This is a genomic window from Halobellus sp., from assembly GCF_042218505.1.
Taxonomy (GTDB): domain Archaea; phylum Halobacteriota; class Halobacteria; order Halobacteriales; family Haloferacaceae; genus Haloquadratum.
The window spans coordinates 1-23,876 of the sequence record NZ_JBDGQZ010000050.1 but is presented as its reverse complement, the minus strand read 5'-3'; the positions used below and the strand labels follow the sequence as shown (position 1 = coordinate 23,876).

Annotated in this window: 26 protein-coding genes and 1 pseudogene; 11 read left to right on the top strand and 16 right to left on the bottom strand. The window is 65.5% G+C overall.

Annotated features, from left to right (window positions below; all coding sequences use genetic code 11):
- Nucleotides 1-17: 17 nt before the first annotated feature.
- Nucleotides 18-1,256: a potassium channel family protein gene (locus ABEI27_RS13140; protein ID WP_375799860.1), complete on the top strand. Its 1,239-nt coding sequence runs from the start codon at nt 18-20 to the stop codon at nt 1,254-1,256.
- A 1-nt stretch (nt 1,257) separates the two neighbouring features.
- Here the strand turns inward: ABEI27_RS13140 and ABEI27_RS13135 are convergent, their stop codons facing one another.
- Complete coding sequence (locus tag ABEI27_RS13135) at nt 1,258-1,548, bottom strand: hypothetical protein (RefSeq protein WP_375799859.1); 291 nt, start codon at nt 1,546-1,548, stop codon at nt 1,258-1,260.
- A gap of 249 nt (nt 1,549-1,797) precedes the next feature.
- On the opposite strand from ABEI27_RS13135, the gene ABEI27_RS13130 reads away from it, so the two are divergent.
- Nucleotides 1,798-2,754: a succinylglutamate desuccinylase/aspartoacylase family protein gene (locus ABEI27_RS13130; protein ID WP_375799858.1), complete on the top strand. Its 957-nt coding sequence runs from the start codon at nt 1,798-1,800 to the stop codon at nt 2,752-2,754.
- A gap of 1 nt (nt 2,755) precedes the next feature.
- The gene (locus ABEI27_RS13125; protein WP_375799857.1) at nt 2,756-3,898 is read left to right on the top strand and encodes a pyridoxal-phosphate dependent enzyme; all 1,143 of its coding nucleotides are present in this window, start codon (nt 2,756-2,758) and stop codon (nt 3,896-3,898) included.
- Nucleotides 3,899-3,907: 9 nt separating this feature from the next.
- Here ABEI27_RS13125 and ABEI27_RS13120 read toward each other — a convergent pair whose 3' ends face one another.
- The 3 genes from ABEI27_RS13120 to ABEI27_RS13110 all read right to left on the bottom strand — a co-directional run bounded on the left by ABEI27_RS13120 (nt 3,908) and on the right by ABEI27_RS13110 (nt 6,205).
- Nucleotides 3,908-4,702 carry a protein-L-isoaspartate O-methyltransferase gene (locus tag ABEI27_RS13120; protein ID WP_375799856.1) on the bottom strand — a complete coding sequence of 265 codons (795 nt, stop codon included), beginning with the start codon at nt 4,700-4,702 and terminating at the stop codon, nt 3,908-3,910.
- Between the two features lie 122 nt (nt 4,703-4,824).
- Nucleotides 4,825-5,460, bottom strand: a complete 636-nt coding sequence (gene pcm / locus ABEI27_RS13115; protein WP_375799855.1) for a protein-L-isoaspartate O-methyltransferase — start codon at nt 5,458-5,460, stop codon at nt 4,825-4,827.
- 85 nt (nt 5,461-5,545) lie between these two features.
- Nucleotides 5,546-6,205, bottom strand: a complete 660-nt coding sequence (locus tag ABEI27_RS13110) for an HVO_0476 family zinc finger protein (protein WP_375799854.1) — start codon at nt 6,203-6,205, stop codon at nt 5,546-5,548.
- 143 nt (nt 6,206-6,348) lie between these two features.
- On the opposite strand from ABEI27_RS13110, the gene ABEI27_RS13105 reads away from it, so the two are divergent.
- Nucleotides 6,349-7,293, top strand: a complete 945-nt coding sequence (locus ABEI27_RS13105; protein WP_375799853.1) for an oxidoreductase — start codon at nt 6,349-6,351, stop codon at nt 7,291-7,293.
- A gap of 127 nt (nt 7,294-7,420) precedes the next feature.
- On the opposite strand, the gene ABEI27_RS13100 is transcribed toward ABEI27_RS13105, so the two are convergent.
- The gene (locus tag ABEI27_RS13100; protein ID WP_375799852.1) at nt 7,421-8,377 is read right to left on the bottom strand and encodes an aminopeptidase; all 957 of its coding nucleotides are present in this window, start codon (nt 8,375-8,377) and stop codon (nt 7,421-7,423) included.
- Between the two features lie 193 nt (nt 8,378-8,570).
- Between ABEI27_RS13100 and ABEI27_RS13095 the strand changes: the two genes are divergently transcribed.
- On the top strand, nt 8,571-9,641 hold the full coding sequence (locus ABEI27_RS13095; protein WP_375799851.1) for a type II glyceraldehyde-3-phosphate dehydrogenase: 1,071 nt from the start codon (nt 8,571-8,573) through the stop codon (nt 9,639-9,641).
- A gap of 129 nt (nt 9,642-9,770) precedes the next feature.
- Entirely contained in the window at nt 9,771-10,385 is a 615-nt protein-coding gene (locus ABEI27_RS13090; RefSeq protein WP_375799850.1) for a DUF2391 domain-containing protein, read from the top strand.
- 12 nt (nt 10,386-10,397) lie between these two features.
- Here ABEI27_RS13090 and ABEI27_RS13085 read toward each other — a convergent pair whose 3' ends face one another.
- Nucleotides 10,398-10,892 (bottom strand): metallophosphoesterase, encoded by a 495-nt coding sequence (locus ABEI27_RS13085; protein ID WP_375799849.1) that lies wholly within the window; start codon nt 10,890-10,892, stop codon nt 10,398-10,400.
- Nucleotides 10,893-11,063: 171 nt separating this feature from the next.
- Here ABEI27_RS13085 and ABEI27_RS13080 point away from each other — a divergent pair, with 171 nt between their 5' ends.
- The 3 genes and pseudogenes from ABEI27_RS13080 to ABEI27_RS13070 all read left to right on the top strand — a co-directional run bounded on the left by ABEI27_RS13080 (nt 11,064) and on the right by ABEI27_RS13070 (nt 12,269).
- Nucleotides 11,064-11,213 carry a hypothetical protein gene (locus ABEI27_RS13080; RefSeq protein ID WP_375799848.1) on the top strand — a complete coding sequence of 50 codons (150 nt, stop codon included), beginning with the start codon at nt 11,064-11,066 and terminating at the stop codon, nt 11,211-11,213.
- Nucleotides 11,214-11,292: 79 nt separating this feature from the next.
- Nucleotides 11,293-11,478, top strand: a pseudogene (locus ABEI27_RS13075) (hypothetical protein); the annotation flags it as partial.
- Nucleotides 11,479-11,603: 125 nt separating this feature from the next.
- Nucleotides 11,604-12,269, top strand: a complete 666-nt coding sequence (locus tag ABEI27_RS13070) for a helix-turn-helix domain-containing protein (protein ID WP_375799847.1) — start codon at nt 11,604-11,606, stop codon at nt 12,267-12,269.
- Nucleotides 12,270-12,316: 47 nt separating this feature from the next.
- Here the strand turns inward: ABEI27_RS13070 and ABEI27_RS13065 are convergent, their stop codons facing one another.
- A complete protein-coding gene (locus ABEI27_RS13065) occupies nt 12,317-13,540 on the bottom strand; it encodes a phosphoglycerate kinase (protein ID WP_375799846.1) in 1,224 nt (407 codons plus the stop codon).
- A 191-nt stretch (nt 13,541-13,731) separates the two neighbouring features.
- A complete protein-coding gene (gene gap / locus ABEI27_RS13060; RefSeq protein WP_375799845.1) occupies nt 13,732-14,778 on the bottom strand; it encodes a type I glyceraldehyde-3-phosphate dehydrogenase in 1,047 nt (348 codons plus the stop codon).
- 267 nt (nt 14,779-15,045) lie between these two features.
- On the opposite strand from gap, the gene ABEI27_RS13055 reads away from it, so the two are divergent.
- Complete coding sequence (locus tag ABEI27_RS13055) at nt 15,046-15,408, top strand: Hsp20/alpha crystallin family protein (RefSeq protein ID WP_375799844.1); 363 nt, start codon at nt 15,046-15,048, stop codon at nt 15,406-15,408.
- A 7-nt stretch (nt 15,409-15,415) separates the two neighbouring features.
- Here the strand turns inward: ABEI27_RS13055 and ABEI27_RS13050 are convergent, their stop codons facing one another.
- From ABEI27_RS13050 to ABEI27_RS13025, 6 genes are all read right to left on the bottom strand, one after another.
- Nucleotides 15,416-16,282, bottom strand: a complete 867-nt coding sequence (locus ABEI27_RS13050) for a RimK family alpha-L-glutamate ligase (RefSeq protein WP_375799843.1) — start codon at nt 16,280-16,282, stop codon at nt 15,416-15,418.
- A 61-nt stretch (nt 16,283-16,343) separates the two neighbouring features.
- Nucleotides 16,344-16,874 carry a 50S ribosomal protein L16 gene (locus ABEI27_RS13045; protein WP_375799842.1) on the bottom strand — a complete coding sequence of 177 codons (531 nt, stop codon included), beginning with the start codon at nt 16,872-16,874 and terminating at the stop codon, nt 16,344-16,346.
- 59 nt (nt 16,875-16,933) lie between these two features.
- Complete coding sequence (nucS, locus tag ABEI27_RS13040) at nt 16,934-17,707, bottom strand: endonuclease NucS (RefSeq protein WP_375799841.1); 774 nt, start codon at nt 17,705-17,707, stop codon at nt 16,934-16,936.
- A gap of 55 nt (nt 17,708-17,762) precedes the next feature.
- Nucleotides 17,763-18,200, bottom strand: a complete 438-nt coding sequence (locus tag ABEI27_RS13035) for a VanZ family protein (RefSeq protein WP_375799840.1) — start codon at nt 18,198-18,200, stop codon at nt 17,763-17,765.
- Between the two features lie 11 nt (nt 18,201-18,211).
- Entirely contained in the window at nt 18,212-19,048 is an 837-nt protein-coding gene (locus ABEI27_RS13030) for an aldo/keto reductase (RefSeq protein WP_375799839.1), read from the bottom strand.
- Between the two features lie 84 nt (nt 19,049-19,132).
- On the bottom strand, nt 19,133-20,620 hold the full coding sequence (locus ABEI27_RS13025) for a carboxypeptidase M32 (protein WP_375799838.1): 1,488 nt from the start codon (nt 20,618-20,620) through the stop codon (nt 19,133-19,135).
- A 281-nt stretch (nt 20,621-20,901) separates the two neighbouring features.
- Between ABEI27_RS13025 and ABEI27_RS13020 the strand changes: the two genes are divergently transcribed.
- Nucleotides 20,902-21,780: a hypothetical protein gene (locus ABEI27_RS13020; protein WP_375799837.1), complete on the top strand. Its 879-nt coding sequence runs from the start codon at nt 20,902-20,904 to the stop codon at nt 21,778-21,780.
- Nucleotides 21,781-21,817: 37 nt separating this feature from the next.
- On the opposite strand, the gene ABEI27_RS13015 is transcribed toward ABEI27_RS13020, so the two are convergent.
- Nucleotides 21,818-22,606, bottom strand: a complete 789-nt coding sequence (locus ABEI27_RS13015; RefSeq protein ID WP_375799836.1) for a class I SAM-dependent methyltransferase — start codon at nt 22,604-22,606, stop codon at nt 21,818-21,820.
- 28 nt (nt 22,607-22,634) lie between these two features.
- Nucleotides 22,635-23,459 (bottom strand): SAM-dependent methyltransferase, encoded by an 825-nt coding sequence (locus ABEI27_RS13010; protein WP_375799835.1) that lies wholly within the window; start codon nt 23,457-23,459, stop codon nt 22,635-22,637.
- Between the last annotated feature and the right edge of the window lie 417 nt (nt 23,460-23,876).

Here is a 23,876-nt window from a genome sequence, read left to right as displayed (position 1 = left end):
GCCGCGAACGGCGGAATATGGACCCACAGGACGTCGAGTACGAACCCGTCAGCGTCAAGGAGGTGCTCGCGGAGATGAAAGACACCGCCGAGCTCCTCATCGACCTCTCGTACTCGGCTGTCCTCAACGGCAGCGACGACATTGCCCGGGAAGTTCTCGAACTTGAGGGGCGAATGGATATCCTCCAACTCCAGGGGCGGATGAGTCTCCTGATGGCGTCGCGCAGTCCCGAGGACGCCGAACAACTTGCTCCGGTGCTCGGCGTAATGGGCGCAGCCGAAAAGATCTCGAACGCCGCGGGCGACATTGCGAAGATCGAGATCGAGGACATCGGGATGCCCGACGCGATCCGGACCGCGCTTCCTGAGGCCGTCGAGGCGCTAGTCCGCGCGACAGTCGACGGAGGATCGACGTACGCCGGTCGAACCCTCCTGGACATCAATATGGAGACCGGGACCGGCGTCCGCGTGATTGCCATCCGCCGCGAGTCCGCGACCGGGAAGCGTCGCTGGCTGACGAACCCGGGGCCCGACAGCGAACTGCAGGCGGGCGACTCGCTGCTCCTCCGCGGCCCCCGCGAAGGCGTTGCGACGGTGTACGAGGCGGCGACCGGCGACCCCTACGATCCAGAGACGACGGTCGATCCCCCGATCGATGATCTCGGTCGCGCCGTCGACTCGATCACCTTGATGAAGGATATGAGCGAGCTCGCTGTCGATCTCGCATACGGCGCGGTCCTGTTCGATAGCGAGGGCGTCGCCGAGGAAGTAAAGCAACTCGAAGCCGAGGTCGACGCGCTGAAGTCGCGCTTCGAGGCGTGGACGCTCCGTGCGGCGTCACGCGTCGAGAACCCGGTACAACTCCGCGGACTCGTCCACCTGGCGTCGGCGACGGAGGTCATCTCGGATGCGGCGCTAGAGATCAGCGAGGGCGTCTATCGCGGAATCGACGCTCACCCTGTCGTTGCCGCCGCCGTCGAGGAGTCCGACGAGGTGATCATCCGGCTCTCAGTCGCGGCAAACGCACCGCTCGCGGGCACGACGCTGGGCGAGGAGATGGTCAAGACGCAGACCGGAATGCGGGTGATCGCGGTCCGGCGCGGGCGTGGCGAAGACGGCGACAGCGACGAATGGGTCGTCCAGCCCGGCCCGGCGACGGAACTCCGCGCCGGCGACGTCATCATCGCGAAGGGGACCCGGGCGGGAGCCGAGCGGCTCGGTGAACTCGTCGGCGACACACAGGAGTTCGAGGGCTAACTCACAGTTCTCGTGTCCGCCTGACCGCCTCGACGACCGTCAGGATCGACGCGACAAGCAGCGCCGTCGACGTCGCGAGGACGAACGCCAGAATCAGAAACCACCCTTCGGGACCCAGCACCGGGTACTCGCGCGTCCCCGCGAACGGCCCCAGCAGTTCGAGGACTCGCGCGAGATACGCCACAGCCGCCAGAGCGATCCCGACGACGACCCCGATGGCGGCGTTTCGCGGCACGCGCAGCGCCTGCACCAGCCCCGACTGTGGTGGCCGGTTCGGAACCTCGTCGCTCACACCTGTCTATAACGACGCTGTCGGCAAAGCGTCGTCGGTTTCCACGCGTCGTCCCGTGGTCTCTCAGAGGCAAACAGTCGACACGGCGCCCGCTCGGTCCGCTCCCACGCCGACGTGCCGAACGACCGCGGCCCGGCGCGGGGTGTCACTCAGCGCACGGGGATGCTGGCCGCCCGATCGGATATAAACACTCGTTCGGGAAGCGACCATACCGAACCCCTAAAGGCCGGTGCCTCCGACAGTCGGATAATGACGACACTCGGTACGGCGAGTGCAGGCCCAGGAGAGATTGACACGGGCCGGCTCGAGGTAGGCGAGACCCGCGATGGGACGACCGTGGGCCTCCCCTGTGCAGTCATCGAAGGAGCGTCCAGCGGAAAAACCCTCTACATTCAGGCGGCTTCCGACGGCGACGAACTGAACGGTGTCGGCGTCGTCAGTCGGGTGGTTCCCCGGCTGGATCCCGCGGACCTCTCCGGAACGGTCCTCGTCGTCGGCATCGTCAACTACCACGCCTTTCAGATCGCAGAGCATCGCAATCCGATCGACGACACGAAGATGAACCGTGCGTACCCCGGCGACGATAGCGGGACCTCGTCCGAGCGAATCGCCGCTGCCACGTTCGACGCCGCCACCCGGGCAGATCTGATCTTGGACCTCCATCAGGGATCGACCTCGCGGATGATCGACGAGGTCCGCGTCCGCTGTGGCCGTCGCCACCGACTGCACGACGACTGTCTCGAACTGGCCAAGACGTTCGGGTGCGGCTACGTCCTCGACCAGAAGGGACCGGAGGGTCAACTCGCCCGGACGGGTCCCGACGAGGGCATCCCGACGATCGATCCCGAACTCGGCGGCTGCGTCGGCTGGGATCAAGACAGCATCGAAGCCGGCGTGACGGGTGTGTTCAACGTTCTCCGCGGATACGGCTTTCTGCCCGGGTCAACCGGTCAAGAGCCCCAGACTCGCGCGAAGGGCTTCGACCAGTATGGGTCGCCCGCGGGCGGACTCGTCCGGTTCGAAGCGGACCTCGGCGACAGAGTCAGCGCCGGCGACCTCCTCTTCGAGGTGACGACGCCGTTCGGCGAACGCAAAGCGCGCGTCACCGCGAACAACAACGGCGTCTTCTGGCGAACCCGCCGGCTCCCACAGGTCGCGACCGGCGAGTACGTCTGCTCGGTCGGCACCAACGTCGACGCGTACTGAGATGACCGCGGACCACCAGTCGCTGCCACCGTCGCTCGCGCTCGCTTGCTCGGTCTGCGACCGGACGTACGACCGATGGGCCTGGCGCTGCGACTGCGGTGCGCCCCTCGATTTCGAGACGGCCCCGACCGAGCGGTCCGACGAACCGCTCCCGGCTGACCCGCCGTCCTCGTGGGGAAATGCCCGTGACGGCCTGTGGACGTTCGAGCGGTTGCTCCCGGTCGACGGTCGCGTCTCACTCGGTGAGGGCCGCACGCCGCTCGTCGAGGCAGACGACTGGGACGCCGAGTTCAAACTCGAGTACGTCTTCCCGACGGGGTCGTTCAAGGATCGCGGCGCGACAGTGACGCTCTCGGTCGCCGACGCGCTCGGCGTCGACCGCGTTGTCGAGGACTCCTCGGGAAACGCGGGCGCGGCCATCGCCACCTATGCCGCCCGCAGCGGGATCGATGCCGAAATCTACATTCCAGCCACGGTCAAGCCCGCCAAACAGGACGCCATCGAGCGCGTCGGTGCGACGCCGGTGCCGGTCGAGGGGAGTCGCGAGGCCGTCACAGACGCCTGTATCGAGGCCGTCGAAGCAGAACCGGAGGACGGCGCAGCCGACACGTGGTACGCCTCACACGCCTGGAACCCGGCGTTCTTCGCCGGGACGGCGACGGTCGCGTACGAGGTGTGCGCCCAGCGCGAGTGGATCGCCCCCGACGCCGTCGTGACACCGCTCGGCCACGGCACGCTCTTTCTCGGGGCGTACCGCGGCTTCCGTGCGCTCGTCGAAGCGGGCTGGATCGACGAAGTCCCGCAGATGCTGGGGGCGCAAGCCGCCGGCTACGCGCCCATCGCCGACGCACTTCACGGCGGGTCCGACGCTCGCAACGAGGTCGCCGACGGGATCCAGATCCGCGACCCGGTCCGCGAGAAACAGATTCTCGATGCCATCGACGACACCGGCGGCGACGCCATCGCGATGTCGGCGGCGGCCGTCGAGCGCGAACTCGACGCGCTCCGCTCGCGGGGGTTCGATACCGAACCGACCTGTGCCGTCGCTCCCGCGGCACTCGGTCGGTATCGCGAACGGGGCGTCATCGCACCGGACGACGACGTCGTCGTCCCGCTCACCGGAAGCGGGCTGAAACTTCAGTGACGAACGGCGCTACCGTCGCCGCAACTGCTCGTCCCAGTCGATCCACTCCTGCTCCCAGCCGGTCTTCGCGAAGTAGCCCTCGTCTTCCTGTCGCTCCGTGTCTTCCCTGACGGTCCGGTTCCGTGCCGGCCGGCCGTGCTGCTCGCCGTCGACGAGCAGCGGCTTGAACGCCACCGGACCGTGCCGGTCGATCACGTCACCGTCGCCGCCGACGGCCGCGAGCGTCTGGTCGGGGCCGCCGAGCGGGAGCACGAGGCGACCGTCGGGCGACAACTGCTCGAGCAGTGCCCGCGGGGGACTGATCGCCGCGGCTTCGACGAGGATGCGGTCGAACGGCGCGTACTCGGGGAGTCCGCTCGCGCCGTCGCGAGCGTCGACGAGGACGCCACCGTAGCCCGCGGACGCAAGATTCGATCGCGCCGCGTAGACGAGTCGGCGGTCGATGTCGACGGCGTGCACGCGTCGCTCGCCGAGGATTTCTGCGAGTAACGCGGCGGTGTAGCCGACGCCTGCACCCACCACGAGGACGTCGCTGCCGGCGTCGTCGCTGGCCGAATCGTCCGAAGGGTCGGCCGGCGCGTCGCCGTCCGCTGGATCGACGTCGAGGGCAGTCAGCAGCCGAGCGACCATATCGGGCGCGAGGACGGTCGTTCCCGCGGTCTCCTCGGCGCTGTTGTTGTACGGAGCGTCGTCGACGAACTCTTGACGGGGAACTGACCGCATCGCGAGCGCGACCGCTTTGTCGACAGACAGCCGCTCCTCGAGGCTGTCGACCATCTCGCCGCGCAGGTCCCCAGGATCCATATCACAAACTCAGTCGTGGGGCGTAATCAACTGCACGCTCTGCGGGGGAGGCGGGAGATAGAATTAGATCGGGCAAGTCGAGAGCACGGTGGCCTGTCGTTGCCGCGGGTCGTCAGCCCGGATCACCCGCGGATCCGGACGAACCGCACGCCTCCGTGCTCCGAGCGCTCGAACGTCTCGTCGTCTTCTTTGTCCAGCCGGAGCAGTTCCTGATGGGCCTCGCCGACGGGCGCGACGATCCGTCCGCCGACCGCAACCTGCTCTCGCACGGCATCTGGAACGGAGGGCACGGCACACGTGAAGTACGCACCGTCGAACAGCGCGTGCGCGCCCCAGCCCGCTCGGCCGTCGCCGACACGGACCGAAATCCGGTCGCCGTACCCGAGTCGGGCCAGTCGCTTCTCGGCGCCGGCCGCGAGGTCGGCGTCGTACTCGACAGAGTAGACGTGCCCCTCGGGAACGGTCTCGGCTGTGACTGCCGCGTGGTAGCCACACCCGGTGCCAATCTCTAAGACATCGTCGTCGAGCGCGAGATCGAGGAGTTCGGTCATCATCCCGACGATATGCGGCGCGCTCACGGTCTGGCCGCTCCCGATCGACAGCGGTCGGTCGTCGTACGCGCTCGATTGTTGGCTGTCGGGGACGAACTCGTGGCGCGGGACGGACCGGAGAGCCTCGGCCACCCGGTCGTCGTCGACGTACCCGCGGCGGCGGAGACGCTCGACCAGCGTCTCGCGGGCGTCTGTGTTGTCGCTCATACGCGACTGTTCGCACTCCGACAAATCTAATCTTTCCCCGCCCCGACGGCGGGAACGACCCCGGAGAATCAGCCTCCGGCCGCCCTCACCACGCCGACCAGGCGGAGGTGGTCTGGTCGGTGCCGTAGAGTCGCTTGACGTCTTTCGCGTAGACCATATCGCCCTCGTGATCGAGTTTGCCGTGGCGGTACTCCGGCGCGTCCTCGCGCACCTGGATCGCCTTGATCTCGAACTCCTCGTCGCCGAAGGCGGCGACGTCGCCGACGACGAACTCGTGGTCGCCGGGGAGTTTGAGATCGAAACTCCGCGTCGCCTCGCGGTCGCCCGTCCCCTCCTTGGGGTTGACCGTCGCTTTCACCGTCACGTTGTCCACCGCGCGGGTCCAGATGGTGTCGATGTCTTCGACTCGGGCCTCCTCGGTGCGCTGCTCGGGGCCGGTCTCGATTCCGGTGACGCGGACCAGCATAATGGCCTCCTCGCTGTCGATAATGAACTCGTCGCCGCTGGCAATCGTCTCCGTCGGCGGGGCGTCGACGGTGGTGGCGAACGACTCGCCGTCCTGAGAGACGACGACGTCGCGTTCGATCTCCGTCTCGGATTCGATCTGGACCTTGTGGACGTGGCTGCACTCCGTACAGCGGACGGTGTGGTGACCGCCGCCGGCTTTTAGTACCTCGTGGACCGTCGACTCAGCGGGCGAACAGGAGGGACATTCGGCCGCGACGCGGTCCTGTGGCGTGCTCATACGCCGTCGTAGCCCGTCGGGCCGTAAAAGTCCGCCCTTCCGGCCGCCGCGTGCGGGACGCTGGCTCACGTCGCGCCGCGGCCTGACCGCGTACGATGGGGGGTAGCGGAAGGCTCCTATGTACTGCTGGGCTAGCAGTAGCAATGGCATCAGCGTGGACGATCGATCGAATGCCGGACTGTACGGACACGACCGTTTTGATCACGGGAGCCAACAGCGGACTGGGGTTTGAGGCGACGACGGCCTTCGCGGCCAACGGAGCGACCGTGATTATGGCCTGCCGGAGCACTGATCGCGGACGACAGGCGGCCGCGGAGATCCGCGACAGCGTTGGCGACACTGGGGGCACCCTAAACGTCCGACAGTGCGATCTGGCGTCGCTCGATTCGATCGAGTCCTTCGCGGCCGGTGTCGAGCAAGCGTACGACGCCATCGACATACTCTGTAACAACGCCGGTGTGATGGCGATCCCCCGACAGGAGACCGACGACGGCTTCGAGAAACAACTCGGGGTGAACCACCTCGGCCACTTCGCGCTCACCGGTCACGTGCTGGAGTTGCTCTTCGCAAGCGACGGAGAAAGCCGGATCGTCACGCACTCCAGTGGCGCCCACGAGTCCGGCGAGATCGACTTCGACGACCTGCATCATCAACAGTCCTACGGGAAGTGGGCGGCGTACAGCCAAAGCAAACTGGCCAACCTCCTGTTCGCCTACGAACTGCAGCGCCGGTTGGCAGCGGCCGACATCACCGAGACGATCAGCGTGGCCTGTCATCCGGGGTACGCGGCGACGAACCTCCAGTACCGCGGCCCGAAGCAGGAGGAGTCGATGCTGCGGATGGGGATGATGAGGGCCGCCAACGCGGTGATGGGTCAATCAGCGCAGAGGGGCGCGTTGCCACTGCTGTATTCGGCAGTCGCCCCCGACGTGCAGGGCGGCGACTACTACGGCCCGGACGGGTTGATGAGTATGCGCGGCGCGCCTGAGAAGCAGTCCTCCAGCGAGGCCTCGTACGACGAAGCCGATGCCAAGCGGCTCTGGAAGACAAGCGAGGGGTTGACCGGAGTTACGTACGATTTTCAGTGAGTGACTGACCGGTTCGTGGCGTTCGGCCGTCAGAGCGCGGGGCACGAACGCGGCCAGTCGGGGGCTGAGACAGCCGTACCAGTGATGAATCGACCTCTCCGGTCGGGCTTCGAGGTCTGACTCGGTTTTATTCCGGTTGCGGGAGGGCCACTTCCTCGCCGTCGGCTATGACCGTAGGCTCCCGGACGATCCCGTCGAGATGCAGCGGCGCGTCGGTGTCGCCGCCGATTCCGGCGTCGTCGCCGATCGCGATGTGGACGGTCCCGGCGGCTTTCTCGTCGAGGAGCACGGAGCCGACGAGTTCGGTCACGCCCACGTTGGTGCCGATGCCCAGTTCCGCGAGGTTGTAGGCGTCGCGCCCCACCTCTTCGGCCCCCGTCTCGACCTGCTCGCGGATCTCGTCGTCGGAGATCTCGGTCACGAAGCCGTCTTCGACCTCGAAGCGGAGTTGCTGCCCCGGTTCGAGCAGTCCGTGTGGCCGCATCGTCCCGTCGACGACGTACGTCCCGTTCGCGTTCGCCGGCGAGACGAACACTTCGCCAGCGGGGAGATTCGAAAAGTCGCCCGGTTCGTGGACGATGCCAGTGTCGGCGTGCCACTCGCGGCCGCCGGGTTCGAAGGTAATGTCCGTTCCGGCCGGGGATGTGACCCGGATCTCGTCGGCGTCCTCGACCTGCGGGAGGACGTCGCGGCAGTGCGCGGCGATGGTGTCGTAGTCGGCGTCGAGCCCCGTCGTGAACACGTCCTCGGTAATTCCGGGGAGCGTCGCGCCGCGCGCGCCAGCATCGCAGGCGTCGCCCCGGGCGCGAGTGTGACTCACGCTTTTAGTCGTCGGCGCGAGAAACACGTCTGCGTCAGCCATCGCGGCCGGTACGGGCGTTGGCGGCTCCTCACCGTGTTGGGTTCCCGGCGGGTACTGAAGCAGCGCTGCGTCGTCGGTGATCGCTGCGGCCACCTCGTAGAGCGCCTCGCCGATCGGGCGTCGCTTGTCGTCGGTGACCACGACGCAGGACTCCGAACTGTCGAGAGCCATACACTGCTCGACCGCCGTCGTCGCCGCGGCTGCGAGTCCGTCGTTCAACATATGCCATTGTCGGGACTCCGCGGAGTTAGGGGTTGGCATCCCTGCAACCGGATTATTTACTGGCAATGCTTGCAATTATTCGGTTTCGTACTACTCGTATCTGCAAAAATAACCCGGGTTACTCGTGCAAGAGTTAATTGCTTGAGGCGACGCTCCGAAATAACTATGGGTGTGGTCGTCCGACTCCTCGGTAATGATACGAGTGGGTGTCAACGGCTACGGGACAATCGGCAAACGCGTAGCCGACGCCGTCGAGGCCCAGCCCGATATGACGGTCGCTGGGGTCGCCAAGACACAGCCAAATTTCGAGGCTCACACCGCCGTAGAACTCGGCTACCCGATGTATACGGCGATTCCAGAGCGTGCCCCGCTGTTCGCGGAGGCCGGCATCGAGACCGCTGGCGTCGTCGACGAACTGGTCGCTGACGTCGACGTGATGGTCGACGCCACGCCGTCAGGTATCGGTGCGGACAACAAGTCACTATACGCCTCCTACCACACGCCCGCGATCTTCCAGGGCGGCGAAGACGCCGGCGTCGCCGAGACGAGTTTCAACGCCCGCTCGAACTACGACAAGGCCCGTGGTGCCGACTCCGTTCGAGTCGTCTCCTGTAACACGACCGGGCTCTCACGCGTCGTGGCTCCCCTGGAGGAGGAGTACGGCGTCGAGAAGGTCCGAGCGACGCTGGTGCGGCGCGGCGGCGACCCGAGCCAGAATACACGTGGGCCGATCAACGACATCCTCCCGAACCCGATCGAAATCCCCTCCCACCACGGCCCCGACGTCCAGACGATTTTCCCCGGCCTGTCGATCGATACGATGGGACTGAAGGTCCCGGCGACGCTGATGCACGTCCACGCGCTCAACGTCACGCTGGAGACCGACGTGACCGCTGCGCACGTCCGGCAACTCCTCGACGAGCAGTCCCGGATCTACGTCATTCCCGAAGGGATCGGCCTCGACGGGGCTGGCAAACTCAAAGACTTCGCGCTGGACGCCGGCCGACCGCGCGGCGACCTCTGGGAGAACTGTCTGTGGGGCGAGTCGATCGCGACCGAGGGCCGCGACCTCTATCTCTTCCAGGCGATCCATCAGGAGTCCGACGTCGTCCCCGAGAACGTCGATGCGATCCGCGCGGTCACCGAGACCGCCGGCGCCACCGAGAGCATCCGCCGCACGAACGAGACGCTCGGCGTCGGTCTCTCCGGCGACCCCTCCGGCTTCGGTGCCGATCAGGTAGAGGCCAGCAGAGCCGACGACTGACCCGAGGGTTCACAGCCGACTCCAGCGTTTCTCGAATCGCTTCAGTTCCCGGACTGGCCAGCGGTCTCTGACTCCCTTGCACCACGAGGTCAGCCGACATTTATCACCAGTTCCGCCGTGGTCGGGGATATGGCCGACGACCGCTCGAACACTGCGGACGACGCAGAGGCACACGTCGGGCCGGACGGGGCCGACCCGGCGGCCGACGAGATGGAGCGACTGCTCGCAGAGTTCGACACGCTCGCCGAAGCCGTGGACTCGCCCGACGAGCGCGAGCGCGTTCGATCCGCTCGTCGCGCGGCCGTCGCGGCCGCCAACGAGACAGCCGTGTTCGGACGCGTTATCCACGGATACGACCGCGGAGACCTCGCGGAGGCGTTCCTCGGGTCAGTGCTATTTGGGGTCCCAATGTTCGTTGAGGGCGGGACGAACGAGGTGGGGCACTTCCTCGCCGCGCACCCGGTCTCGCTCGTCGGCACGATCCTCGCCGCCATCGGCCTCGTGGTCGGCATCCTCTACGTGGCCGACATCCAGGACGTCCGCGTTCACGAACCGCTCCTCGGGGTCTTCCCGCGCCGACTCGTGGGCGTCCTCGGCGTCGCGTTTCTCACCGCGGCCGTGGTGATGACCGCCTGGGGCCGCGTCGACTGGGCGAGGCCCGTCATAGCGTTCTCGGACATCGTCGTCGCGTTCGTGCCGATGAGCGTCGGCGGCGCGCTCGGCGACATCCTCCCCGGGTCGTGAATCGTCGCGCGACTACCCCGACAGTTCGACGAAATCGATGGACTCGGCGTCCGTATCGAGAATTGCGACGTGGTACGCGTCGTCCGCGCTGGTGAAGGGGAGGCCGCCGGGGTTGAGGTGGACGGTTCCGGCGCGTTCCTCGTGCGTCCGCTCGTGGGTGTGGCCGCGGACGACGAAGTCGTAGTCGCCCGAGGCGACGAGGGCGTCGACGAGCTGTTCGCTCGTCCCGTGGTAGACCGCGACGTCGACGCCGTCGAACGTCAGCGCGGCGCTCTCGCCGTGGTACGTGCCGAACTCGTCGATCGTCTCGGCCAGGGCCCACTCGCCGTCATTGTTGCCGCGGACGGCGTGGAACGCGAAGTCGGCGTCGAACACCGAGGCAGTGAACGGCGCTACGATGTCGCCGCAGTGAACGACGGTGTCGACGCCGCGTTCCTCGAACGTCTCGACTGCGTCCCGAGCCAGATCGAGGTTGTCGTGCGTGTCAGAACAGAGCCCGACGAGCATAGGCGTCGGTTCGGCGGGCGGGCGCTTCAGCGCTTCGGCGATGCCCGGCTCAGAGACTCGGAACGAGCGACCGACGTTCGGATGTCGGGGGCCGCGAAGACCGCCCCGGTATAAGCAGGTTATACGATTAAGCTACAGACCGATGCGGTCACGGCCCCTTCGTTCTCCCGTATGGCAGAACACACTCGTGCCACCGATCGGGACAGCGCGACCGACATCGCGGTCTACCTCCCGGCTGGGATCACCCCGCCGGCCGAGGCCGACCGCCTCACGCGTCTCTGGGAGTGGCTGTTCAGACACCGCGTCGACCCCCCGAAATAGGCCACCGATGTCGGGACACAATCACCCAGACGTCGACCAGTCGGACCGCACCGTGCCCAAGAATCTGCGACAGACGGGCGACGCGGACCTCGATCTGGAGTTCGCGGTCCACCTCCCCAACGAGTACGCCGAAGCGCCCGGCGAGCCCGTCTACGCGACGATCGCGAAGGTCCCGTTCAAGCAGTCGGTCAACCCCAGCGCCCGCGAACAGGCCAAGCTTCACGCCGGGATGACGCCGGAGCGGATACGGACGAATGATCAATGACCGACTCAGTTAAGCCGCCGCGCGGCCACCGCGACGACACGAGCGGCAGGACGCTGTCGGATCTCGTCGCGCCCCACAGGAACGGTCGGGGCCGGATTCGACGCGGTCCGACTCCTCCCTAAACTATGGCCGACGTCAAGGCGGTCGTCCGGGCCGAACACCCCGACATAGTGCTGACGCAGACCGTCGCTCACGACCGGAGCTCGAAAGTCAAGTCGGTGTCGGAGGCGGGGACCGACCCGACGTCGGGGAAGTTCTTCTATCACATCGAGTCGTCCGAATTCGCCCGATTCGAGGCGGGGTTGGAGATGGACCGCACCGTCGGCGCGTTCGAGCGGGTCATCGAAACCAGAGATCGGAAGGCGATCTACAGTTTCGAGTACACCGACGAGGCGAAGATCCTCTCGCCGGTGATCTCGGCCGCGAACGGCGTCATCCTCGATATGAAAAACGAGGGGCGCGCGTGGCTTCTCACGGTGTGGATCCCCGATCGAACGGAGCTGGTCCACCTCTGGGAGTACGCACGACAGCACGGCATCGACATCGAGCTCCTGCGCGTGAACGAGTACGCGAGTCTGGGCCACACCGACGCTGGACTGACCGACAGCCAACGGGACGCGCTCCTCGTCGCACTAGAGACCGGCTACTTCGAGGAACCCCGGGACGCGACGCTGAGCGAGGTCGCCGACGAACTGGAGATCTCCCAGCCCGCGGCGAGCGGCCTCCTCCGGCGCGGCGTGAAGCGACTCATCGTCTCGTCACTGTTGGACGACGGCGACGCGCGGGAGTAATGGCGGGCGGTTCCGAGCTGATCTATTCGGGGCCGACGGTGCGCCGCTCAGGAGCGCTTCAGCGCCTCGACGCCCGCCAGCGGCTGGCCGGTCAGCGCCCGGATGTACGCGCCGCCGGCGATCGAGACGTGATCGAAGTCCGCCTCGCCCAGCCCGTACATCTCGATCGCCCGCGAGGTGTCGCCGCCGCCGACGACCGAGAAGCAGTCGGTCTCGACGATGGCTTCCAGCACCGTGACGGTCCCGACGGAGAACGGCTCCTCCTCGAAGACGCCGAGCGCGCCCTTCACGAAGACGGCCTCGGAATCGCGGACGACGTCGGCGTACGCTTCTGCCGTACTGGTGCCGACGTCGAGATAGGAGACGGTCTTCTCGTCGATGTCGGCGACGACCTCCTCGGCGCGCCTGCCGCCGTCGTCGTACGCCAGATCGGTCGCCAGCGTGATCTGCTCGCGGCGCTCGTCGAGCATCGACTCGACGAGTTCGTGATTGCTCGCCCACTGGGAATCGTAGAGGCCCTGTTCGGGGTCGAGATCGAAGCCGACGGGTGCGCCGTCAGCCCGGAGGAACAGTTCGCCCGCGATGCCGCCGAGGAGGAAGTCGTCGACCGTCCCTCCGAGATTGTTCATCACGTCGATCACGTCGGTCGCTTTGGTGCCGCCGACGACCATCGTCACCCGGCCGTCGAACTCCTTCTCGGCGATGGCGGTGTTGGCCTCGTACTCGGTTTCCATCACGCGGCCGGCGTAGGCGGGGACGACGAGCGGAAATCCGACCACCGAGGCGTGCGAGCGGTGGGCCGCGGAGTACGCGTCGTTCACGTAGGCGTCGAAGTGTGGAGCGAGCGACTGGACGAACGCGGTGTCGGCCTTGGCTTCGGGTACTTCCTCCGGCAGTTCGTCGTCGCACATCCGGGTGTTCTCCAGAAGGAGTATCTCACCCGCATCGAGCGCCTCGATGGCATCGACGGCCGTTTCGCCGTAGATGTCCCCGACGAAGGCGACGTCTCGATCGAGGGAGGAAGCCAGGATTTCGGCGTGCCCGGCGAGGGAGGTGAAGTCGTCGCGGCCGGGGCGTCCCTGGTGGGCGAGAAGGGCGATTCGGTGGCCGGCGTCGGCGAGTTCGCGGACGGTCCGGGCGTGTCGCTCGAAGCGGCGGTTGTCCTGCGGTTCGCCGTCCTCGATCGGAGAGTTCAGATCGAGGCGAACGAGAACGCGCTGGCCGGCGTCGAGGTCGTCGAGTGTGTCGAAGGTGGCTGTGGAAGTGGACATCGGCGTGCGTGTGGGGGGTCGCGTGGGCCTTACTTAGTGGTGATCGAGTCGGGTCGGAGCGGATCGAGTCGGATCAGGTAAGGGCTGGTCAGGTCGGAACTGATCGGGTGCAAATCAGGGCGTGGTCTGTCAGGTCATCCGGGATGGGTTATGGTCTGGCCGGGTCAGGTGGCGTCGGATCCCGCGTCGGTTCAGCCGTATGTGAGGAAGTTGGCGACGTCGAGCATCCGGTTCGAGAAGCCGTACTCGTTGTCGTACCACGTCAGGATCTTGTAGAGACCGCCATCGTTGACCTGATTCGTGGAGTTGAGATCGACCATCGAGGAGAACGGCAGTCCCAAGATGTCCGAGGAGACGACTTCGTCGTCCGTGTAGCCGAGCACGCCCGCGAGCGGGCCGGAGTCGGCAGCGTCGCGGAAGGCCTCGTTGAGTTGCTCGACCGACGGGGTCGCTTCGAGGTCGACAACGAGTTCAGTGATCGACCCGTTCGGCACCGGGACGCGGATCGCCATCCCGTCGAGTTTCCCCGCCAGTTGCGGGAGGATCTGTGTCGTCGCCTTCGCTGCGCCGGTGGAGGTCGGAACGATGTTCTCGGCGGCGCCGCGGCCACGACGCGTCTTCGCCATCGGGCCGTCGACGAGGGTCTGACTCCCGGTGTACGCGTGGACCGTGGTGAGGAGACCGCTCTCGATGCCGAACTCCTCGTCGAGGACCTTTGCGACGGGACTGACCGAGTTCGTGGTACAGGAGGCGTTCGAGACGACGTCCTGGCCCTCGTACTCGTCGTGGTTGACGCCGTAGACCAGTTGTTTCACCGGCTTATTTCCTTTCGGCGGCGCAGAGATGACGACCTTGTCTGCGCCCGCTTCGAGGTGGGCGGCGGCGTCGTCGTACGTGCGGAAGATGCCCGTACACTCGAGTGTGACGTCGACGTTGAGGTCGTCCCAGGGGAGTTCGGTGGGGTTCTGGACGTTGAACAGCGGAACGGCGCTGTCGCCGACGACGAGCGTGTCGCCGTCGCGGCTGATGCCGTCAAGGCGGCCCATCACCGTGTCGTACTTCGCGAGATAGGCCATATCTTCGAAGTCCATTACGTCGTTGATGCCCACCAGTTCGATCCGCGGATCCTCACGGACGGCACGCAGGACGTTGCGGCCGATCCGCCCGAATCCGTTCAGTGCCACGCGTACCGGCGCGTCCACAGCCGCCCCGGCGTTCGTCTCGGATTTTTCACTCATATCCGAGTTTACTCACCTCTGATACTTCAAACCCTATGTCCCGCTGTTGGGGGGTATATCGTCCGAAGTGCCGATAAAGAAGTCCTGAGACACCGACTTTCCGGAGTCGGGTGCGGAGAAGGTTCCGCGAAGACCGAGCAGAATCGATCGATCGCAAAAAGAGACACGCAGTAAGTCGAGTAATTCTCGCACGTTCGTGCAGCCGTCGGTCGGCTGATTCCGCCGCGGGGAGAAGGCTTTTCATCGGAACAGCCATACTAGTGAGCGATGAGAGACGACCGTGACGACCCGTTTGACGACTTTTTCGACGGGATCGAACGGATGATGGACGAAATGACCGGTAGCGATGCCAGCGGATTCGCCTCCGAGACCCACGTCGACATCTACGACGAGGGCGATGAACTCCGACTGGTCGCCGACCTTCCGGGCGTCTCGAAGGACGCCGTCGAACTCCAGTGCGACGGCGAAGTACTCACGATTTCTGCCGGAGGGCCACGCCGCGAGTACGACGAGCGGATCCGTCTCCCGACCCGCGTCGACGAACACAGCGCCAGCGCCTCGTTCAACAACGGGATCCTGCAGGTCACCCTCGACAAGATCGACGAGTCGGCGTCGATCGACCTGGACTGACCCGCAGTCAATCGGCTTCCTCGCTCGTTCGCCTGATGAGGTCCGCCAGTCGGTCCCAGAAGTCCGCGTCGTACTTCGCATCGTCGACGGTGGGACGCGCGTTTGTCTCTGAGACGACTGCACGCCCTCCGGAGACGAGCACGTCGACGCCGAGGTAGTCGATGTCGAGCGCTTCTGCAGTCTCGACGGCCAGCGTTCGGAGCGCTGCCGGCGCGTCGACGCCCGTCGCTTCTGCGCCTCGGTGGACGTTATGCTTCCAGCGCCCCGCTCCGCGCGCGTCGTCCGACAGGCGGCGCTCGACAGCGCCGACAACCGCGCCGTCGAGGACCATTATCCGGTAGTCGCGGGCCTCGGGGAAGTACTCCTGAAGCAGGTACGACTTGTCGCCGGTCGCGCGGTAGTCGTGAACGAGGTTCAGGTAGTCGACGATTCCGAGCAGGGAGTCGAGATCGGTGGCCTTCGCAACACCGATGCCCCGCGTCGTCGAGTTCGGTTTGACGACGAGCGGGAAGCCGATATCTCTCGCCGCCGCGGCGACGGCGTCGTCGTCGACTGGATTCGAGACCACGTGTGTGTCGGGGGTGGGGAGGCCTGCACGGGCGAGTCGGGCAATCACCCCCGCCTTGTTTCGGGACGTGAGGACAGCAGCACGACCGTTGACCCACGGAATACCGTGCCGCCCGTCGACGACGCCGCCGGCCATCAGCCGGCTGGGATAGACGAACCCGACGTCGAAGCGACGCGCGGGTGGTTCAGTCAGGTCGGTCGCACGTTCGTCCGCCTGTAGATATTCGACCGCGATGTCGCGGGCTGCAAGTGGGTCGCGGAGCCGCTCGAACGTCTCCGCGGTCGTCGTCACGGCGAGTGTGAGCATTGGCTACCGGAAGGGACTGGCGGCGCAAAAAGCGTGGGTGTCGGGCCGTCGCTGCGGACGCTTACGAGACGAGCAGCTTCTCGCCCTTCTCGACCTCGATGCGGCACGGCGGCGACATCTTGTTATAGGCGCGGCGCAGCGCGTCCTTCGCGACGTCGGCGTCCTCGGGGTCGCAGTAGATCGTGAACACGCGCTCGTTCGCCTGAACCCGCGCGGCGGTGCCGACAGGCTTGCCGAACGCCTGTCGCATTCCGTCGGAGACGCGGTCCGCACCCGCCCCGGTGGCCTGCTTGTTCTCGCGCAGGATCTGGTGGGGGAACTTCCGAAGGACCATCTTGTAGTTCTCCTGACCGACCTGCTTGAGCATCACGCGGTTCGCCGACAGCCGCGCCGACTCAAGCGAACCGTGGCGGACCTGACACTCCTCTTCGAGGCTAAGGCTGATCTGGATCGGGTAGTCCTGGGGACCGGTCTGGAGATTCCCCATATTGTGCTGTGCGATCTTCGACCCAGGGATTCCCGTGATGTACTCCCGTCGCGTGTAGGACGGTTTCGACAGTTCCCGGTACATTGAGGCGGGTTTGTCGGACATAGTTACTTGTGAAACAGAACGCCCATACGACCTAAAAGCGCTTCGAACTGTCCGCCGACTTACCCCGGTTCAGCGTCGTCGTCGGGGGACGCTCCGGAAGCATCCGCCGTGTCCTCGTCGCCGACGGGTTCGAGCGCGACGAATTCGAGTCCCCGTTCGTCGAGCATCGCCGCCGTTCGATCTGTCACGGACGGCGCGACGAGAATGCCGCGGACGCCCGTCTCGGGGAACTCTTCATCGACGGCGGCGACGTACCGGGTGAGTTGGCTCGCCGCCGACGGCCCGACGCGGCGGCGCTTCAACTCGACGACGACCGGCCGCTCCTCGGCGTCCGAGCCGAACAGGTCCACCGGGCCGGCAGCAGTCTCGCGCTCGGCCGCCGTCGGCTCGAACCCGACTTCCACGAGACTCGGGTCGTCGAGGATTCGCTGTCGGAGATCCTCCTCGCTCCCGGTCAGCGCCAGATCGCTCCGGTCTGTCACCTCGTAGGCCGATACCTGCTCGATCCGTTCAAAGGCGACATCGAGGCGCTCTTCAGGCGACGTGCGCTCGCTTCGGATCCGGAGCCGACCCTCGCGGACGCTGGCTCGATGGGTACAGCCCGGCGGCTGCCAGTTCACCGGCTCGCGCTGTTCGTCAGTGTGTACGAGAATCGTCCCGTCGGGTTTGCAGACGACGAGTCGGTCGCCCGGGCCGAGGCTCGACGACGCGCGCCCGTCGTACTCGACGCGGCACCGGCCGAAGACCGTCACCATCCGACCGTCGCCGAACGCAGACTCCAGCAGGGCGAGCGCGTCGCGGTGCGCCGGGCGGTGGAGCGTCATCACCGACATCTGTCGCTCGTTCCCGTTCGGCGGATAAAAACGACGCGCCCGTCGGGTGGGTCGCTCATCGGTCTCGATCGCTTCCGCGCCGGAGTGCGCTGGTGACACGTCGCCACGCGACACCGAGGCCCGCCCCGGCCGCATTCACCACAGCGTCGCCGACGCTAGCGGTCCGAGCCGGGATCGTAGCCTGCATCGCCTCGATGGCGAGTCCGACGCCCGAGGCGACGACGAGGGCGAACAGGGCGGTCCGTGCGTCGTCGCTCCCGGCAGCGCGCGCAGTGAGCCACGCGAGGACGGCGTACGCACCGAAATGGAGCCACACAGTGACGTCGATCCCGAGACCACCGAGACCGAGTGGCAGTCCGACGCCGAACAGCGACTCGGTTCCGGAGCCGCTCACTCCCGACGGGTTGATGCCGGACGCAACGACGATGGCACCGATCCAGCCGCCGACGAGGAGCCACGCGGCGTCGACGGGCACTGTCGGGCGAAAATCCATCTGCCGGGCCGTCAGGGTCGCAGTTCGCTCACCATACCGTCGAGCATCGCCGCGCCCGATTTGAGCAACGACGGTTTGGTGAGGGCATCGACTTCGGCACTGGTGAGTTTGAAATCGAAGATCTCGATGTTCTGTTCGAGATGCGCCGGGTCGGCGGATTTGGGGATGACCACGACGTTACGGTGCTGGGTCGCCCAGCGAAGAACGACCTGTGCCCGCGTCCGGTCGTACTCCTCGGCGATCCGCTGGACGTCAGCGTCGTCGAAGACGGTCCCGCGGGCCAGGGGGCTGTAGCCCGTGAGGAGCATTCCCTCCTCCTGACAGTGGCCGAGCATTCTGCGCTGCGGCTTGTACGGGTGAAACTGGACCTGGTTCGTCAACACGTCAGTCTCGGCGGCGTCACGCGCCCGTTCGAGAAGAATCTGCGGGGAGTTGCTGACGCCGATGTTCGCGACGCGGCCCTCCTCGACGAGGCGGTCCATCGCGTCCATCGTGTCTCCAATCGAGACAAGCGGGTTCGGCCAGTGCAGGAGCAGAAGGTCGATAGAGTCGGTTCCGAGTCGGTCGAGACTCGTCTCGGTGGAGTCGAGAACGTCGTCGTATCGGGCGTTCCCCGGCCTCACTTTCGTCGTCACGAACAGTTCCTCGCGGTCCACGTCGGCGTCCTCAATGGCGCGACCGACTTCGGTCTCGTTCTCGTACAACTGGGCGGTGTCGATGTGGCGGTAGCCCAGGTCCAGCGCGGTCGAGACCGCTTCGTAACACGCCTCACCGGTGAGTTGCCACGTGCCGAGCCCGACCTTCGGTACGCGGGCCCCGTACGCTTCGGCGTACTCCATCTCTGTCATACGCCATCTTGCGTCGCCGGCGACGAGAACGTGTCGGCGGAGAAGTCGGTTGTGACACCACTTCACGGCGGCCCCACGCCGTCGCTACAGTTCGTAGAGGTCGCCGAACTTCGTCTCGACGTAGTCGACGAAGTACTCCGCCGTGTACGCCTCACCTGTCGCTTCGCGGATCAGTTCAGGCGTTGTGTACCGCTGGCCGTGCTGATAGACCTGTTCGGTGAGCCAGTCGTGCAGTGGGTCGAAGTCGCCCTCGCGGATCTGTCCCTCCAGACCGTCGATCCCCGACTCGGCGTGGGCGTAAAGTTGCGCCGCGAGAACGCTCCCCAGCGAGTACGTCGGGAAGTACCCGAAGTAGCCGTGGCTCCAGTGGATGTCCTGGAGGCAGCCTTCCGCGTCGTTCTCGGGGCGCACGCCGAGATACGACTCCATCTTGTCGTTCCAGACTCGGGGCACGTCCTCGACTTCGAGGTCGCCGCGAATCAGGTCGCGTTCGATCTCGAACCGGAGGATAATGTGCATATGATAGGTCAGTTCGTCGGCTTCGACGCGGATGCGGTTGTCCGGGTAAATCTGGTTTGCAGCCTCGAATCCGGCGCGGGCGTCGCCGTCGAGGCCGAGATGCTCCTGGATGTGCGGCCAGATCAGGTCCCAGAAGGCTCGCGACCGACCGACGTGGTTCTCCCAGAGCCGCGACTGGGACTCGTGGACCGCCAGATCACGGTCCTGACCGAGCGGCGTTCCGTAGTCTTCCTGGGGCAGTCCGAGGTTGTACGTCGCGTGGCCGAACTCGTGGATCGTCGAACTCAACGCGTCCAGCGGGTCAGACTCGTCGAACCGGGTCGTGATCCGGCAGTCGAACTGCGTCCCGAGCGTGAAGGGGTGCGAAGACGTGTCGAGTCGGCCGCGGTCCCAGTCGTAGCCGAGCGAATCGAGAACAGCCCGATTCAGTTCCGCCTGTGCGGCCTCGTCGTACGTCGCGTCGAAGGGTTGTGCGAGGTCGACGTCGCTGGCTTCGACATCTTCGATCAAGGGGACCAGTTCGTCGCGGAGGCGTTCGAGGATCCGCTCGGTCGTGTCGATGCCGAGGTACGGCTCGTACTCCTCGAAGAGCACCTCGTAGGGGTCGCGGTCGGGGTCGATCTGTCTGGCGTACTCACGCTTGAGGTCGACCAGCCGTTCGAGCGTCGGCGCGAAGGCGTCGAAGTCGCTGTCGGCCTTGGCGTCCTCCCAGACGGCCAGAGCGTCCGACGTTGTCTCCGAGATTTCTTCGACGAGATCGTTCGAGACCCGCACAGCGCGCTGTTGCTTGCGTCGGATCTCGCGAACGACGGCTTCCTGTTCCGGATCGAGGTCGTCGTCCTCGACGTCGTCGAGGTACGCCGCGAGCGCGTCGTCGGTGAGCAGTTCGTGTTCGAGCGACGACAGCGTGGACTGCTGCTTCGAGCGTGCCGGCTGTCCGCCGGACGGCATCATCACCTGCTGGTCCCACGACAGCAGTTCCTCGACGTTTCCGACGTTCGTCAACCGATTGACGTGGCCGAGAAATTCGTCGTAGGTGTCGATCGTACTCATACGGTGTGCAGTTGAGCCTCGAACTACTATACCGTTCGTATTCCCCCAACAGCTGTCGGTCCTGACGACGCTCGTGTCTCGCGATTCGGCTGGTCACACTGTTTATATCGATGGGCCAAGAACGAAGCGACAGACAGTATCGAGGCCACCGGCTCGAAGTGCGTCGACGACGCGGTCGGTGGGACCGGGCACAGCGGTGAATTCAGAGATATGAGAGGACACCACTGGACACTGGGGAGCGGGAGACAGTGGGCGCTCCGTTCGTCGGTGGGGGTGCCGCGATGAAAGACGAACTGGACCACAGCGTCGATCAGACGGACAGAATGGTGGCGAGCGACGACGACGTACAGACCGTCGCACTCGAGGATTCGACCGTTCAAGAGTCGCTCACCGAGACCCGTCGCATCATCAACCGGCAACTCGACATCGCGGAGAACATCAACGACGAGTCGTTCAAGATGATCCGGTTGAACCTCGTCTTCCTCGGCGGGGTCGCGACGGTCATCTTCTCCGCACAGGAGTTGTTCGTCAGTGCGGTGCTGTTCGTCTCTGTGGGGATGGGGTTCATTTCGGTCTCACTACTCCTGTCGTCGTACACCTATGGTAGTATGGCGCTCTACGGTGGGTTCGGGGACTCCCCGGCACTCGACTTCGAGAAGCTCTCGGGAGTCGATATGATGAGCAGTTACCAGACTGTCCTCGGAGAGCACGGCCGAATCCGCCGGGAACTTCCGTCTTCAGACCAGTTCCGCGCCATTCTCCTCTCGGACCACGAGAAGGGCGTCCTCCACAACAACGTCGAGATCAAGTCGTGCTGGTCGATCCTCCGTCACGGGTCGGTTCTCCTCTACATCGGCATCATCGTCATCGCGCTCGGTGTCGGGAACGAGTTCGTCGATCTCTCGGGGGCCTGGAAAGCCGTTCTGCGCGGCGTCGGCGGCCTCATCATCGTCGTCGGGATCACGTCGACGCTCAAGTCGTTCTCCGTTGTCAGTGCACATATGAATCGCTTGCGGGACGAAGAGCGGTTCGACTACGATTACTACGGTCACGACTTCTTCCAGGACGCGCCGCTGTTCCTCGCGAAGTACTACCTCATCCTGTACAACTGGCTGTTCTCTAGACCTGACGACGAGAACGAAGACGAGAGCGAGGAGTGACGACGACGCCCGCGAGTGACGGCCACCGAAACGACTCTCACTCCGGGCGCGCGATCAGACAGATGCTCCGGGTGTCGATCGAGTAGTCCGAACCGCGAAGGTCACCATAGAGGCGCTCGACATCCAACCCGCGGCGTTCGAGAACGCGCCTGATCTCGGTCGCGGTATAAAGGCGGAGGAAATACTGGAAATCGACCCGTTCGCCGTCCCGCCAGAGGAATCGATCAGTGATCTGTCGGCCGGTCTCAGGGTCGAACGCCAGTTCGTCGGCAACGACGAGATCGTCGCTCACGTACACGCGACTCCCGGGAAGGTTCCGAACGACGAAGTCGCGGTCGACGATCTCCATCAACACCCGCCCGTCGCCGTTCACTACGCGTGCGATCTCGGCGATCACCTGCTCGTTTTCGTCGTCGGCGAAGTAGCCGAAACTGTTGAAGATGTTGTAAACGGCGTCGAACCGATCAGCCTCGTACGGCAGCCGTCGCATATCACCCTGCACGTACGCCGGGCCGGCGGGTGTGGCCGTCTCGTCGCGGGCGACCTCCAAGAGCCCGCGAGACGCGTCCAGCCCGTGGATGTCGTACCCGGCTTTGTCCAGGACGTTCGCGACGCGGCCGTGCCCACACGCGAGGTCAAGGATATGATCGTCCTCCGAGAGGTCGAGGAGATCCGCAATGTGCTCCGCGTCGGCTGCAGAGTTACTCAACGCTCCGTTCTCGGAGGCGCTCAGTTCGTAAACGCCGTCCTCGTACAGCGGGAGGTAGTTGTCGGGGTCGAAGGTCTGCTCGAAATCGAACGTCGGAGAGTCCTCGTCAGCAGTCATCCGTAGTGAGGCGAGTCGGATCCATCACTCAGTCCCCTTCGTCGGTGATGCGGTTCAGGTGGTCTTCGGACGTGACCGCCTCCAGAAGCGATTCGTTCGCCGGCGGTTTCGACCCGACGGGCGGAACGTACAGCGAGTCCAGCGTGGTGACGGTGTCGGCCACCGATGCGATCGAGCCCAGTTCGACGCGCCGGAGGTTCGGTTCGCCGAACGGCTGCGTCGCCGAGCGGGCGAATACGACCTCGTGGTCCGGGCCGTAGTAGCCTTCGAGATGCGTTCTGAGCCGTTCGAATCGCTCCAGGTCGCTCTCCTTCGAGGTCTGCAGTCGGGTCTCGACGACGCCGACCTGATAGAGCAGTAACGGCACGTGTTCGTCGATTTCGTACTCGTGGATGAGGAGGTTGGTGGCCTCGTGGAGTTGGAGTCCGTCGAGCGGGTCGATGCCGAGGTCGACGAGGAGCGTCCCGAGTGACGAGACGCCGGGAATCGTCTCGATGGTCATCTCGCGTTCCGCCGCTTTCTGTGCCAGCAGCGACCCGGCACTCGACCCGACGGAGGGGTGGCCGTAGACTGCGAGCGCGATGGGAGCGTCGCTCCCGGCGGCCGCTTCGACGACCGTGTCAGCGATTCGGTCGTAGATCTCGATCCGCGCTTCGCCCTCCCGATAGAGCGTTTCCACCGAGTGCACGTCGCCGTCGAGTTGGTCGCGAAAGTATTCGATGACAAGATCGCTCGGATTCTGGACGTACACGGCTGTAGAGTGCTCCAGCGCCGTCCACGCCTCCCGCGTGAGTTGCTGCGTACCGACCATACCCGTTCCGACACGATACACGTCGGTGGCGTCTACGCCCATCTCTTCCACTCCTTCGACAAGCCCATCACTGATCCGTTCCGGAGGCCGAGTAATAAATCTCGCGTCGGCGAGGGTGGGGAGCCACGGTCCGGATTCCCCGAGGTACGACCGGCAGCAGGGGACACGACCCCGCAGTGAGTGGGTTTTCTTCGAGCGGCAACGATCCAGAACCGTCGGAGGATTATGTGGGTCAGGCCAGTCTTCCGGAAACCTTTAAGTAGTGCGGCTCGCCACCAATTAGTATGTCTGGACTGACAGAACTGATGCGCCGAGTCGTCCGCGACGATCAACTGCGTGTCGAACTCGAAGCCGACGCCGAGTCCGTGTTCGACGAGTACGGCCTGAGCGAGGAGGAACGCGAAGCCGTTCGAAGCGGTGACGACGAGCGACTCAGTTCGCTCCTCGACGCCGACGCCG